The 14249-nt window shown below is 36.8% G+C and carries 11 protein-coding genes and 2 pseudogenes; 10 read left to right on the forward strand and 3 right to left on the reverse strand.

Annotated elements, in window-relative coordinates:
* Positions 1–32 precede the first annotated feature (32 nt).
* The gene (locus tag TT12_RS06130) at positions 33–1595 is read right to left on the reverse strand and encodes an exonuclease SbcCD subunit D C-terminal domain-containing protein (protein WP_045453012.1); all 1563 of its coding nucleotides are present in this window, start codon (positions 1593–1595) and stop codon (positions 33–35) included.
* Positions 1596–1972: 377 nt separating this feature from the next.
* Between TT12_RS06130 and wecB the strand changes: the two genes are divergently transcribed.
* The 9 genes and pseudogenes from wecB to TT12_RS06165 all read left to right on the forward strand — a co-directional run bounded on the left by wecB (position 1973) and on the right by TT12_RS06165 (position 10033).
* Positions 1973–3103: a non-hydrolyzing UDP-N-acetylglucosamine 2-epimerase gene (gene wecB / locus TT12_RS06135; RefSeq protein ID WP_045453015.1), complete on the forward strand. Its 1131-nt coding sequence runs from the start codon at positions 1973–1975 to the stop codon at positions 3101–3103.
* A 53-nt stretch (positions 3104–3156) separates the two neighbouring features.
* Positions 3157–4381 (forward strand): annotated as a pseudogene (wecC, locus tag TT12_RS18275) (UDP-N-acetyl-D-mannosamine dehydrogenase).
* Between the two features lie 7 nt (positions 4382–4388).
* On the forward strand, positions 4389–4733 hold the full coding sequence (locus TT12_RS06145) for a hypothetical protein (RefSeq protein WP_045453018.1): 345 nt from the start codon (positions 4389–4391) through the stop codon (positions 4731–4733).
* The gene (locus TT12_RS06150) at positions 4730–5059 is read left to right on the forward strand and encodes a hypothetical protein (protein WP_045453025.1); all 330 of its coding nucleotides are present in this window, start codon (positions 4730–4732) and stop codon (positions 5057–5059) included. The genes TT12_RS06145 and TT12_RS06150 overlap by 4 nt, the downstream gene beginning before the upstream one ends.
* A 66-nt stretch (positions 5060–5125) precedes the next feature.
* A complete protein-coding gene (locus tag TT12_RS06155; RefSeq protein ID WP_045453031.1) occupies positions 5126–7285 on the forward strand; it encodes a glycosyltransferase family protein in 2160 nt (719 codons plus the stop codon).
* A gap of 162 nt (positions 7286–7447) precedes the next feature.
* Complete coding sequence (locus TT12_RS06160; protein ID WP_045453034.1) at positions 7448–7960, forward strand: hypothetical protein; 513 nt, start codon at positions 7448–7450, stop codon at positions 7958–7960.
* Positions 7936–8346 carry a hypothetical protein gene (locus TT12_RS15390; RefSeq protein ID WP_207804007.1) on the forward strand — a complete coding sequence of 137 codons (411 nt, stop codon included), beginning with the start codon at positions 7936–7938 and terminating at the stop codon, positions 8344–8346. Before TT12_RS06160 ends, TT12_RS15390 begins: the two co-directional genes overlap by 25 nt.
* Before the next feature lie 329 nt (positions 8347–8675).
* Positions 8676–8846: a hypothetical protein gene (locus TT12_RS15395; protein ID WP_207804008.1), complete on the forward strand. Its 171-nt coding sequence runs from the start codon at positions 8676–8678 to the stop codon at positions 8844–8846.
* Between the two features lie 176 nt (positions 8847–9022).
* Positions 9023–10033 (forward strand): CgeB family protein, encoded by a 1011-nt coding sequence (locus tag TT12_RS06165; protein WP_045453036.1) that lies wholly within the window; start codon positions 9023–9025, stop codon positions 10031–10033.
* 142 nt (positions 10034–10175) lie between these two features.
* Here TT12_RS06165 and cysG read toward each other — a convergent pair.
* A pseudogene (gene cysG / locus TT12_RS06170) lies at positions 10176–11785 on the reverse strand (siroheme synthase CysG).
* Between the two features lie 332 nt (positions 11786–12117).
* Positions 12118–12993, reverse strand: coding sequence for a 1-acylglycerol-3-phosphate O-acyltransferase, YihG family (gene yihG / locus TT12_RS06175; protein ID WP_502685169.1), 876 nt, complete (start codon positions 12991–12993; stop codon positions 12118–12120).
* A 393-nt stretch (positions 12994–13386) separates the two neighbouring features.
* Here yihG and TT12_RS06180 point away from each other — a divergent pair, with 393 nt between their 5' ends.
* Positions 13387–14202: a DUF817 family protein gene (locus tag TT12_RS06180; RefSeq protein WP_045453040.1), complete on the forward strand. Its 816-nt coding sequence runs from the start codon at positions 13387–13389 to the stop codon at positions 14200–14202.
* Positions 14203–14249 lie beyond the last annotated feature (47 nt).

The raw sequence follows: 14249 nt of genomic DNA on the forward strand, positions 1-14249 counted from the left end.
CTTCGATCAACAGCGTTTATGATTACATAATGCTATTCAGCTTGAGTATCTTCATGACGTAAGTTATAAACGATTTGATCATAGGCGTCACGCAAAGATGATTTTTGCTCATCAGGAATATCATGAGCAATCAAGCAACGCTCGAATACTTCTTGCTCATTTAAATCTTGTAGCGTCTCAGAGATCTGTTGTTGATTTAGTACTTTATTATAGGTACGAGTGTTTTTGATTTTTAACACCTCGCACGGCAAATTATCTACCATCGTTTGGATATGCTCACGTAACTCGCTGATAATCTCCTCACCCGTATAAATAATTTCGAGCCATACAGACTCTGTTGCATCAAGAGATTGAATGACTTTATCTATAGCCTGATTAAGGCACTCCAAATCACCTGAAACTTGTGCTAACTTTTGAAATTTTGGAATAGGGAGGGAGATTACCTGCATCTGCGTCAAATTATCGCGATGCAATATTTTGTTGGGAGTATCGAGACTGTTAGTCATTGATTGGTTGTTTTGATCCCGTTGATCAGGGATGTTTTCTGTAGCAGCAGTTTTAGTCACCTCATTATTTTCTGATTGCTCGTCAAAACCAAACAAGTCATCCATAAATTCCGTCGTCTGACTGGCTGCTTTCTTAGCAGATTTTTCAATCGGGGTAACGGTATTGGTCAGCTGAGGAATACTGCTTTCAATTGTATTGTTTGAGGCTGACTTTTGACTGCTAATGTCATTTGCTACTGCACCAAACTGTACCAGTAATACTTGCTTTTGTTGCTTAGCCTCACCAAATCCCATCGCGATTGGCGAGCCTGAATAGCGAATGCTCTCACGACCACCGACACGCTGTGGCACGTGCAAATGTCCAAGTGCAACGTAGTCAAAACTTTCATCGAACATGTCAGCAGAAATCTTACCGAGTGAGCCGACATAAAGCTCACGTACACCATCGTCTTCAGTAGTGGTGCCACCGGCTGCAAATAGATGCCCTGTAGCAATGATGGGAATGTGACGCTGGTATACTTCAACTAATTTAGCTTTCTTCGCTTTGGCAATGCTAGCCACTTCATCGTAATGAGCACGAATGCCTTTAATGACATTGGCATCTTTGCTATCAGCCGACTCGCCAGCACCACTACTACGGACATCACGATCACGCAAATAGGGGACAGCCGCAATAATACAATGCGGGTTTCCATTTGTATCTTCTAACATCAATACTTCATCGTTTAAGTCTTCACAAGCCGTACCGATAACATGAACATTTAGAAACTTTAATACATTGCTTGGTGCATCTAAAAAAGTAGGGGAATCGTGGTTGCCTGCGACGATGACAATATGTTGACAGCATGATTTTGAAACTTTTCCTAAAAATTCATAATATAGCGCTTGAGCTCTATTGCTTGGGGTCATAGTGTCAAAAATATCACCAGCAACGATCAATATATCCACTTTCTGCAGGCTAATGGCGTCTTGCAACCAACCTAAAAACGACTCAAATTCGTCATAACGCATTCGTCCATAAAGCCTGCGCCCCAAATGCCAGTCGGAAGTATGGAGGATAGTGAGAGGTTTGGTAGTAGATACAGGCATAATTGAGCTTCATGATGAATAAAAGACATCGATTATTCTAGCAAGAATTGAGGAGGTCTGCTGTATTTAGGTTAAGAAATGAGCTGGATACAGCATATTTAGAATTTAATCTCAGCAACCAAAAACCGCTTTTCAAGAAAAATTTTCGATAGCTTTCGGTAGCTGGAATAATTACGACTAACCTGTATTTAATATTTTAGCAATATTACCGAAACATAAATTTACTTAAAAATAAGTTAACACATGTTCAATTAGTAATAAGACAACATACAGTTACTTGAGAGCCATTACTCAAACCTATACCATTGCAAGCTTAATTATATTCTGTAACTGAATGTTTATATCTATATAAATAAATATATGATAAAGAAGCTATTATGAAAAAAGTCCTTAGTATTTTTGGCACACGTCCTGAAGCGATTAAAATGGCGCCTGTTGTTAAAGCTTTAGAAGCCAATCCTGATATTCAATCCATCGTTTGTGTGACTGCCCAACATCGTGAAATGCTAGATAAGGTGCTGGCTCTATTTGAGATAGTTCCCGACTATGATTTAGATATCATGAAAAGCAATCAGAGCCTAACCCAAGCTAGCTCTAGAATGTTAATGGCACTTGAGCCTATTTTACAAGAATGCAAGCCTGATTTAGTACTGGTACACGGCGATACATCGACCACACTATGCGGTGCACAAGCAGCATTTTACCAACAAATACCGATCGGACATGTTGAATCTGGGCTGCGTACCTATAGTCTCTATTCACCTTGGCCAGAAGAGGCTAACAGACAACTAACTAGTGTCATTACCAAGTTGCACTTCTCACCAACCAAAGCTGCGGCGCAAAATTTGTATGATGAGCATAACAACCCAGAATACATCTATGTTACTGGTAATACCGTTGTAGATGCCTTGTTAGATGTTAAAGATAAGTTAGAAAATAACGCATCACTACGATTGGAATTACAGCAGCAGTTTTCAGAATTGGACTTTAATAAACGTCGGGTTCTTATTACGGGTCACCGCCGCGAAAACTTCGGTGATGGCTTTGAATCAATTTGCCAAGCGATTCAAGAGCTGGCAAAAAAATACCCTGATTATGAGTTTGTTTATCCTGTACATCTCAATCCTAATGTTAAAGAGCCGGTCAATCGCTTATTAAGTGGTCTGCGTAATGTTAAGCTGATCGAACCACAAGATTATCTGCCTTTTGTATACTTGATGAGTACCAGCCATATTATTCTCACGGACTCAGGTGGTATTCAGGAAGAAGCGCCGTCGCTTGGTATTCCGGTATTGGTCATGCGTGAGACGACTGAGCGTCAAGAAGCAGTAGAGGCAGGTACGGTTAAGCTAGTAGGTACTCATGGCCCTACCATCGTTGCTGAAGTTAGTAATTTGATTGAAAACGAAGCTATTTATTTAAAAATGAGCCAAGCCCATAATCCTTATGGCGACGGTAAGGCTTCAGAGCGCATCACTGAGACTATCGTTGAGTTTTTATATGAGTAAACAGCTAACACTAAAGAGTTAAGCTAACTTAATATTAAGTAAACGGGATTAAGATGAAAAATATTTGTGTATTTGGTTTAGGGTATATTGGCTTGCCAACTGCTGCGTTGTTCGCCCATCATGGTGCCAATGTCGTCGGTGTCGATGTCAATCCGCATGCGGTTGATACGATTAATCAAGGCAAGATCCATATCGTTGAGCCTGGTCTTGAAGCAATTGTAAAAACAGCAGTAGATAAGGGTAGCTCAAAGCCAGCCTTACGCCAGTACACTCAGATGCTTATCTTATCGCTGTACCGACACCTTTTAAGGGCGATAATCACGAGCCAGATCTGTCCTATATTCAAGCGGTGAGTAAAGCACTTGCACCGCTATTAGAAAAAGGTGATGTGGTCATTCTAGAGTCGACTTCACCGGTAGGGGCAACAGAGCAGATGGTCGAATGGCTCGCTGAAGCGCGTGCTGACTTAACCTTTCCTAAATATCATGAGCCTGATATTGAAGCTGATATCTATGTGGCTTATTGTCCTGAGCGCGTGTTACCAGGCAAGGTGGTTGAAGAGCTGATATCTAACGATCGTATCATCGGTGGTATGACGAAAGAATCTACCAATAAAGCAAAAGAAGTTTATCGAATCTTTGTAGAAGGCGAGCTATTAGAAACCAACTCTCGTACCGCTGAGATGGCAAAGCTAACCGAAAATGCCTCTCGTGATGTAAGTATTGCTTTTGCTAATGAGCTGTCTATCATCTCTGATAAGCTCGACATCAATGTGTGGGAGCTGATCGAACTGGCTAACCATCATCCACGTGTCAATATCTTGCAACCTGGCGCTGGGTCGGTGGTCACTGTATCGCTGTTGATCCATGGTTTATTGTCAATCAAAACCCTGATGAAGCTAAAATCATTCGAGCTGCTCGCGAAATAAATGACAGCAAGCCTGACTGGGTAATAGGTAAAATCAATGCTGAAATCGATAAGTTAAAAGCACAAGGTATTGAAAAGCCAGCAGTAGCGTTGTTAGGGTTAGCATTCAAACCTAATATTGATGATTTGCGTGAAAGCCCTGCTGTTAAAATTGCTGAAGATATGTTGCAACGAAGTGACATTAATCTTCTTTTGGTTGAACCTAATATTAAATGCTTACCTAGCATCTTAAGCAAAGGTGATTTAGTTCATATAGACGATATAAGTAAAGATATAGATTGTATTTTTATTCTTGTTAAACATAGAGATTTTAATGCAATAAATTTCAATAACATTATCAGTTTTGTCTGAGGTCGATATGAAGAAAATAAGTAATGAAGATGATTTGAAGAATTATGTATTTAACTTAGAAAGAGAAAATATTTCACTGAAAAAATCTCATAGCTATAGATTAGGTAAGTCTTTAATTGATATTAAAAATAAAATTTTAGAAAAAGATTTTAAAGGCTTAAATCCTGCGTTAAAAAATCTAGTAGATTCTACCCAAAAGGTTGATAAGAATCAAGATCATGCTGTTATAAGTATTAGCAATATAACTGAATCAAAAATTAAGAATATTAATTCAAAAAATACTTCTAGTACTATGAATTACACTATAAACAGTAATGTTTACTATTTTTACCAAAAGTTAAAGATAGGATGATAGCTGGTGTGTTTTCTAATAATTTTGAATTAGATGATGAGAAGTACAGGAAAGTTCTATTGAAGCCTGATAATTATAAAGATGTTATTGCTAAATCTAATATAGATGTTATTTTCTTTGATTTAAAGGATCTGAAAGATAACAAGTTATGGTTTTCTTTTGGAACGTATAACTCAACTTTTATTATGAGGAAAATAATATATTGTTTGAATAGTCAAGATCATATAATAAAAATTCTTATAGAAAACGAAAATATTTCTCTTTATCCATTAATACTAGAGTTAAAAAATAAAAATTTCTTTAATGAGGTAAGTTTTTCAATGTAGATATATAATTAAGCCGGTATGTTTTTTGGATTAGTAAATAATATTGAATGTTTAGGTATAAAATATATGAATAATATAGCAGTTTTTGGCGACATATCTGCAAATGGTATTGATGGTTCATCTATATGGATGCAATCAGTTTGTAATTTATTTAGTTCAGCAGGACACGATGTATACCTGATATTAAGAGATAGGCCAACTGATAATACTATAACTAATGGTATTGATATTAGAGTTAATATAATTAATCCTTGGGATCAATCTTATACTGAAATTGGTAGTGAAAATACAATTTCGCCTTACGAGCTATATTCTATATTAAATGCCATTGACAAGAAAATACATTTTGACAACATAATTATGAGAGCTCCTCGATTCGTAAAGGATATGTATCGTAATATAGCCAATCTTTCATATAAAAAAATAATATCTAAAATGGATATATATTTCGCTGCTCTTAGTGTTTTTGAAGATAGTTATGAATTAACAATACTAAATAATGTTCATTCAAGTATTAATAGACTAGTAGTTCAAACTGAACAAATGAGGGATTATGCTGAGCAGATGTTTCCAGAGCTAGTTGAGAGAGTTATAGTATTGAATCCTATGGTTCCAAAAATAATTTATCAAGATAGTAAAGCTATCAAAAATAAAATAAAAAACAAGTCTGTAGTTTATGCAGGAAAGTTAGATGTAAACTACTTAATAGAAGATTATATAGATAACTCTTTATCTATATCAGAGCTAGGTTATAAAGTTAAATTAATAGGCTCTAAATTCAATACTGTTAAAGATGATAAAGGTTTTAAAAATAGGTTAGAGTCGAAAATTAAAGAAAAAGGAATACAATGGACAAAAGTGCTTGGAAGAAATGAAACGATCAATGAAACATCCAAATCAACTTTTTTGATATCGATTAGGGATAAGAAGTTTGATACAAATAATGAAATATCTACAAAACTGTTAGAAAGTATATCTGCTGGAACTCTACCAATCATAAATAAAAGCAGAGCAAACATGTCAATAGTTGGCGATAACTATCCATTATTTGCTGACTCTTATTCTGAATTATACTCTATAATAGGTGCTTTTTCACTTACTACAAGCAATTACAAAAAAATCCTTAATATAGCTCAAAATAAAGTTGAAGCCTATACATTCAAATATATATATGATAAACAACTAAAGTTTTTCTATGAAGGTTATAACACTAATAAGTTAAAGAATATAAAAGAAGTAAGTAGGAAGGTGCTAATCGCTTCTCATGATAATAAGTTCCTTTCAAAGGTTATAAAAGAACTAGAAGGGATATCAGGTCTAGTTATTAAATTTGATAATTGGAGCTCTACATTAAAAAACGATAAAAAATATTCGGAAAGAATGGTCGAGTGGGCAGATATAATAATTTGTGAATGGGCAGTTGGTCCAGCTGTTTTTTATAGCCAAAATAAAAAAGCAAACCAAAGATTGTTAATTAGGCTTCATAGATTTGAAATAACTACCAATCAACCATCACTTATAAATGCTGATAATGTGGATTATTTTATAGTAGTAAGCGATTACATTAAAGATTTCTGTATCAGAAATTACAAATGGGAAAGTGAAAAAATAAAAGTTTTACCACAGTATGCAGATACACTCCATTTTAATAGAGAAAAAATACAAGGGTATGAATATAACCTAGGATTATTGGGTTGTATACCGAGGCTGAAGAGACTAGATAGAAGTTTAGATATTTTAGAAGAGCTAAGAAAAACAGATGATAGGTACGTTCTTTATATAAAATCTAAGATGCCATGGGATGTACCATTTATATGGAACAAGAGTGAGGAAAGAGAGTTTTATTTCTCTCAGCTTGAGAGAATCGAAAATTCAGAATGGTTAAAAGATGCTGTAATATTTGATGACTATGGTAATGATGTGTCAGTATGGTTTAGAAAAATTGGTTGGCTATTATCTACTAGTGATACCGAAGGTTGTCATACTGCAGTAGCTGAAGCTATGAGCTCTGGAAGCAAAAGTGTTATTTTTGATTGGCCAGGATCAGATAATGTCTATAAATTAAATGAGATATTTTCATCATCTCAGCAAGCTTCTAAACATATTTTGCATAACAATTATTTTGAAGAAGCTAGCATAGCTTTACAGAAAAGTTACTGTTTCAATAATTTTGATATATCTAAAACAATAAATTTCTATTTTGAATTTATTTTCAGTCATCAATGATTAGTTTCTAAAACTACTCTATAGCTGTTAGTTTAGATAAAAAAATATCTAAAGTTCAATAGATAAATATAACTCAAATAGTTTTCAATTAGGTTAGGAATAGGTCATCATATGAAATGAGTCCACGTCCTAACTATTTGTGACTAAGTATATGGAAATTTTATGTCTTTTAGTCTTGACAAGATATCTTACGATGGTGTAAGCCTTACTGTAACAGTTTTTCAAGAAGAATTAACAGATTTTGCATTTTATGTGCTCTTGGCCGGTAAGAAATTAGATACTAAATGGTACTCTTTAGATACTACATCTAGTTTAGATATTTCTTTACTAGTAGGAAAAACCTATTCTTTAATATTGTTTTTTCGTCCAAATGCTGAAAAAACGATAGAAGAAGAAAAAGTAGTAAAAAAGTTTTTCTTTAAAGTGAATGAGGATCATTCAACAAAAGTTTTTTCAAATAATATTCTTTTCGAATCTGAGAATTTTAAAATAACCGAGTACGATCAAGGCTCTGATATTACTTTTGTAACATTTAATTCTGCACATACAGATAAGACTTCTAGTCCTTTTGGTGGAGATTTTATCTTATCGGAAGGATGGAATTTAATTAGCGTACAGAAAGATAATAGAAATCAGTATCAAGATCTAACTTGGATTTGTTTGAAAGTGTTGTAAAGCCAAAAATTATTGGCAAGAGGACTTATATTTACGGAACAAGCCTTGGTGGTTATAGTAGTATTTACTATGGGGGAATTATAGATGCAACTATAATTGCAGGTGCCCCAATGTTGTCTTTAATTTCAAAAAGAAATCACCCGCGGTATAGGGATATTCAATACAAACATATACCTATCAAAGATACCAAAAAGACATCTGAACCTGTTTTTATTATATACGATCCGTTAGTAGGTGGAGACATTAATTTTATAAAAAAAAAATGTTTTGCCTGCTTATCCTTTAGCTCATTTTATACCAGTAAAAAAAGGTACTCATTTGGTTATGAAAACTCTCATAGAAAAAAAAATATTGAAAGATATTATTCGGGATCTAGTAAGGCATAATAGTTTTGATGCTATTAATAGAATCGCCATAGCCATGGAACAATAATTAATTATTATAGAGCTGTTTTTTGTTACTATCTGTTATTTTTAATATATAATTCAAATAAGGTTAGCTATATTAAAGATATTTATAAGACTTAATAACAGTTATTTTAATTGGAAGAAATAAAAACGTTAATAAACTAAAATAGAAAATATAGGTTAAATTCACAAAGCTAAGGGTGAAGTATGTTTTATGTAAATATCTCTGTAGAAAATAATAACGTTTTAGGGAGTTTATAGCTGATAGCTATTTTTTCGAGCCATCTAAGTATGATTACGCTTTTTACTTGTATAAAGATGGTGAAAAAATAGAAACTAAATGGTACACAGATAATATGAAAGCTGAGTTTCTCATAGAGAAATTTGACGGAGTATTTTATATTAAGGCTTTTGTTAGAGATAAAGCACACGGAGACAAAAGAACATTTGATTCAGAAAAAATATCTATCGATATCTGAAATTATAGATAAATATTTTAATTTTTTAAAATGAATATAAAATAGTTATTATTTTTATGTCACTAATATTTTTAATGTTGGTTATTAATTAATTTACTAAGACTATATAATATATATACATAAGAAAACAACATAGTTGCTATAGTGTTAGCTATTCTCTTTAGTAGGTGTAAAAAATGAAACGTCTATTCAATACCTCTAAAGAACCTAGAATAGCTTTGATAGGTGACGAACTAACTTCATTTGCATTAGAAGACTGCTCTGTAAAAATCTTTCAAATTAAAGATAAAAACTGGTTTCAGTTATTTAAAATATTTAAACCAGACTTCATATTAGTCGAATCAGCTTGGCGCGGTTATAAAGACAAATGGCGCTACAAGATTGCCAATTACCCTGACTACCCCGAGCGCAATAACGTTGAGCTACGCAAGCTTTTAGAAATGGCTGATACATATAATATTCCTGCTGTATTTTGGAATAAAGAAGATGCTGCGCATTTTAACCGCTTTATTAATGTGGCCAGTCTATTTAAGTATATCCTGACAGTGGATCAGAACTGTGTAGACAGATACCAAGCCATATTGGGCAATAAGGTCAAGGTTGGGGTACTACCGTTTGCCGTACAGTCAGCGTTTCATTACCCAGCGACACAACCACTGCGCTATCGTAAGAGCCTATTTATCGGTAGTTATAGTAAGCATATCCACAATGCTAGGCAACAGTGGCAGGACATGGCATTCAGTGCTGCATCGCCCTATGGGCTGGATATCATAGATCGCAACTCAGATCGCAATCCTGAGGTATATCGCTATCCTGATTTACCTAACACGACAGTATTCCCTAATGTCCCCTATAATAAGACGGGTGATGTATACCGTCAGTATTCACACTGTATTAACGTCAATACCGTGACGGACTCGCCTAGTATGTTTTCGCGTCGCCTGATTGAGATTATGGCATGTGGACGTTTGGCTGTAAGCAATCCTAGCGTATCAGTCAGTACACGCTTTGAGGGGATGTGTGAAGTGGTAGAAAGTCGCGAACAGGCGGATGAGTTATTTGCGCAACTATCTAAAGGCTATACCAAGCAGCAGATAGAGATGATGCGTTATGCGAGTGCTCATGTATTAGAGAATTATAACTACGATCAATGGCTACAGCATATCGTAGAGTTTATTGAGCTATAGCCAATCCTCTCTAAATTAGATTGAACCAACTATATTGCTGTACATTCACAAGGCGATTTTACTTATGCTTTTAAACACCGTTAATACAAAAAAGCCTGCTAGCAATGACTAGCAGGCTTTTTTTACTTATAAAAGACTTGTTTTAATCAATCACCAACTGTTCCAAACCATTATCAGCCGCTGCCAAATTAGCCACCATTGATAATGCATGGGCCTGCTGGTTAGCATCAGTATGTCCTTCTTTTGGTGTAGCAGCTGTACCGCCACGCAACCAATTGTTTGCGGTGTCACGGGTGTTTCGATTATGCTGCTGATTTTGCAAATTATACCAAGCCAAATCATGATGCAAGCTGACCACGTCGCCCATAATGAGGAGGGCAGGCGTTGGCAATTGTGCTTGTTCTTGTTTGGCAACAATCGTTGCAAGCGTACCTGTTAATACTTGCTGATTGGGCATACTCGCATTAGAGACGATAGCAATCGGCGTCTCGCTACTGCGGCCTGCGTCAATCAAGCCTTCAGTCAAACGAGCCAGCGAGTGCAGACCCATATAAAATACGACCGTCTCATCAGTATTTAAGAAGTTCTCAAAATTACTGTTGGGTGCACCAGCCTTCAAAAATCCCGTCACAAAACGCACTGACTGTGAATGGTCACGGTGAGTCAATGGAATGCCAGCATAGCTTGCGGCGGCATTGGCAGCGGTAATACCAGGTACGACTTGATAAGGGATACTGTGCGCACGCAAACTCTCAATTTCTTCGCCGCCACGACCAAAGATGAAAGGATCACCACCTTTTAGACGCACCACACGGCGACCTTCTTTTGCGCTATTGACCAACAACTCATTGATACCAAGTTGCGCTACTGCATGATTACTGCGTTTTTTACCAACAAACACTTTATCGGCATCACGGCGGCATAAATCCAATACTTGCGGTGAGACGAGCGCATCATAATAGACAATGTCAGCCTGCTGCATCAAACGCAGCGCTTTAAAAGTGAGCAGCTCTGGGTCACCAGGGCCTGCACCAACGATATAAACTTCGCCTACGTTATTCTGTAAGGTTTGAGGTTCTATGGATATATCATTCTCTGTATGTTTCTCACTGATAAGTGATGCTGTTTTATCTAAATCGGCTTGTAATTGTGCCGCCGCTTCAGTTTCATTACCCGCAAACATCAGCTGACTGACTGGACCTTCAAATGCCTTTTCCCAAAACTGCCTGCGTCCTGTCAGCGTAGGTATTTTAGTTTTCACTTCGCTACGAAAATCACCAGCAAGCTTTGCCAATTTACCATAGCCTTGTGGAATCAAGGTTTCAAGGCGAGCACGTAATAGACGTACCAGCACTGGCGCTTTGCCGTTTGACGATATGCCAATCACGATTGGATTGCGATCAACAATCGCAGGGAAGATAAAATCGCACAAATGCGGCGTATCGACCACATTAACTGGAATGTTGAGCTCAGTGGCATCAGCATGTATTTGATGATTCAGTGTTTCATCGTCAGTGGCAGCAATGATAACGCGTGCGCCTGTCATATAAGTTTTATTATAATTCTCATAAATCAGCTCATGCTTACTGTCACTGAGCAAGGCTTGTATTTCGTCGCTAATGCTTGGTGCAAGGACAGTGAGGCACGCGCCAGCACGGCTGAGCAAATCCGCTTTACGTAGTGCCACATCGCCGCCGCGACGATAAGTACTTTGCGACCTTCTAATTTAAAAAATAATGGAAAGGTGTTCATAGGATTACCTGTAATTCATTCAATGTAAGGTATGTCGCTATTATGAGGTATCACAGGCATACGCTCACGTAGCGAATTGGCATTAGCATATTCGTTTTTGTCATGTTGGTGAGGGTTTTTGGTGTAAAAGGGAATAGGTGAGGCGTGAAATACAGAACTAAAAAAGCCACAGGCTTACGTCAAAGCTTGTGGCTGTCATGTAGATTAGATCTTTGCATTAGATATTAGTAATAACAAGATTTGACCACGTACAGAAACCTATTCAAACTCACTCAGCATCTTAGTCATACGGGCATCTTTTTGTTGCCAGATATCCTCTAACCAGTCAAACATCATTTTTTGGTGGTTTCATCACGGTCATAGCCGCCGTCCATGATGGCAGAAAATAATTCATCTGGTATCTTTAAGCGAGTCACATCGACGCCCAAACGGCGAATATTACCTTTCCATAAATCATCATAGTCAGGCGCGCCGTCTGGGTAGACAATGGTCACGTCCAAGATAGAATCCAACTCATTGCCTAACGCATTAATTGCTAATGACAAACCGCCAGCCCGTGGTTTTAACAAATGCTGATAAGGGGATTTTTGTTGGTCATGTTTTTCTTTAGTAAAGCGCGTGCCTTCCAAATAGTTTAATAGCGCGAAAGGTTTGTCTTTTAATTGACGACAGGCACGCTTAGCCTCAAGCAAGTTTTGTTTTTTAAGCTCTGGATTCTTGGCCATCGCTTTGGCAGAAAAGCGCTTCATCATTGGAAAGTCTAAGAAATAAAAGGCTTGACCGATGACAGGAATATAAATCAGATTAAACTTGGTAAAAAACCGTGTCAGAGGCAGGGTATCTTGGCTGATATATTGCACAATGCTGGTATCAACCCATGATTGATGGTTGCTTACCAATAGATACTGTTTGTCTTCGCTCAGATCGTCAGGCAGGTTAATGCGCCAGTCTTTGTGAGGCAGGGCATGATCAATGACGGCGTTATTACTATTAATCCAGTATTTGGTAATCGCAATCAGCGCATCATCCGCAGCTTTCGCTCCTGTCAATACTTTTGCCGCTCCCAAAGTCCAGATGGGCAGACCCACCATCGCACTATTGGCAGTAAGAACACTCGTACCGGTTAAAAAAGAGGCGGTCTTGCCTACCGCTGGTAGCTTATCGTGCAATTTTTCATAGAGTGAATCGATTTTTTTTATAAAAGACATAATAAATATCCATATTGATGAGCGCGAGTGCCTATAAGGAAATAAAAAAGGATGAGTAACTTTGTCCATGATGTGGCTTTATAGCGTCGGTTTAATGCCGAGCAGCCACTGAGGCAAGCCATAGAATACCGCAATGTTAGACAATAAAACGTTCAAGAAACGTTAATTATTCAAATGCTGACTTCTTTATACAGATAGAGATATTCAAAAATAATAGAAAATTGTCTATTAAGCGGAGTATTTGCTATAGTTTGGCGGCCTCTAATGAATACTTTATATAATAAGCTATTGTGACGAAGAGGAGGATGTATGTCATGGTTCACCATAGCGTATGAAGCGAGCTGTTAAAGCAATAAACGGTAGTCAATATGATTGTAGTGCTAATCTAAGGTGTTGAACATTATTCCGCGTGGCGCCGCGCTGAGTTTAGCGTCTGCTTTGTTTGGCATACTTTTATTATTGGCTTTTGTACTGACTCATCAAATAAGTTGGTCAATTTCTGGTATCTATCGCTATGATCTGTTGTTGGCTTATGCTTTGATTATTCAAGTCTTTTTGGTTTATTTCAAATTAGAGACACCGCGTGAGGTATGGGTCATTGCTATTTTTCATATCATGGCCATGGCCATGGCAATGGAGCTGTTTTTAACCCATCCCAAAATTGGTTCTTGGTATTATCCTGAGCCAGCAATTTTTAGAATTGCCACTGTGCCACTTTTTACCGGTTTTATGTATTCGGCCGTAGGTAGTTTTTTAGCGCGTGGCTTAAGATTGTTTAATGCCTCTTTTACCGACTTACCACGTTTACTATGGGTGAGTTTATTGGTTATTTTTTCTTATGCCAATTTCTTCACTAAGTTTTTTGTCCCTGATATTCGCAATATATTGTTCATCGCTTCGATAATTTTATTTTGGAAAACCAGAGTGTTTTTTCAAATCCATCACAAAAATAATCTTCAACTGCATGATACCAAGCAATATCAATGTCCATTTTTACCATTACTGTTGTTCCTCGCTTTTTTGGTTTGGTTGGCAGAAAATATTGCTACTTTTACCAATATTTGGCGTTATCCATCACAAGCAAATGTATGGCATATGGTAGGTTGGGGTAAGCTGGGCTCTTGGTACTTATTACTGATGTTAAGTCTAGTATTGGTTTTGGCAGTCATGGGTAAAAGAGATGAGAAAGGCGGTTGGCAGTTAGCTTGATAACTTTGATACTTGCGTGTGTCCTCATTATTTTGGCGGTAGCGCTT

Origin of the sequence: Psychrobacter sp. JCM 18903 (assembly GCF_000586475.1) — a bacterium.
Lineage (GTDB): Bacteria > Pseudomonadota > Gammaproteobacteria > Pseudomonadales > Moraxellaceae > Psychrobacter.

Coding starts and splice junctions, on each gene's coding strand:
- TT12_RS06150 (WP_045453025.1), top strand. CDS start 4,730: ATGATAGCTGGTGTGTTTTCTAATAATTTTGAATTAGATGATGAGAAG.
- TT12_RS06145 (WP_045453018.1), top strand. CDS start 4,389: ATGAAGAAAATAAGTAATGAAGATGATTTGAAGAATTATGTATTTAAC.
- TT12_RS06155 (WP_045453031.1), top strand. CDS start 5,126: ATGAATAATATAGCAGTTTTTGGCGACATATCTGCAAATGGTATTGAT.
- TT12_RS06165 (WP_045453036.1), top strand. CDS start 9,023: ATGAAACGTCTATTCAATACCTCTAAAGAACCTAGAATAGCTTTGATA.
- yihG (WP_502685169.1), bottom strand. CDS start 12,993: ATGTCTTTTATAAAAAAAATCGATTCACTCTATGAAAAATTGCACGAT.
- wecB (WP_045453015.1), top strand. CDS start 1,973: ATGAAAAAAGTCCTTAGTATTTTTGGCACACGTCCTGAAGCGATTAAA.
- TT12_RS06160 (WP_045453034.1), top strand. CDS start 7,448: ATGTCTTTTAGTCTTGACAAGATATCTTACGATGGTGTAAGCCTTACT.
- TT12_RS06130 (WP_045453012.1), bottom strand. CDS start 1,595: ATGCCTGTATCTACTACCAAACCTCTCACTATCCTCCATACTTCCGAC.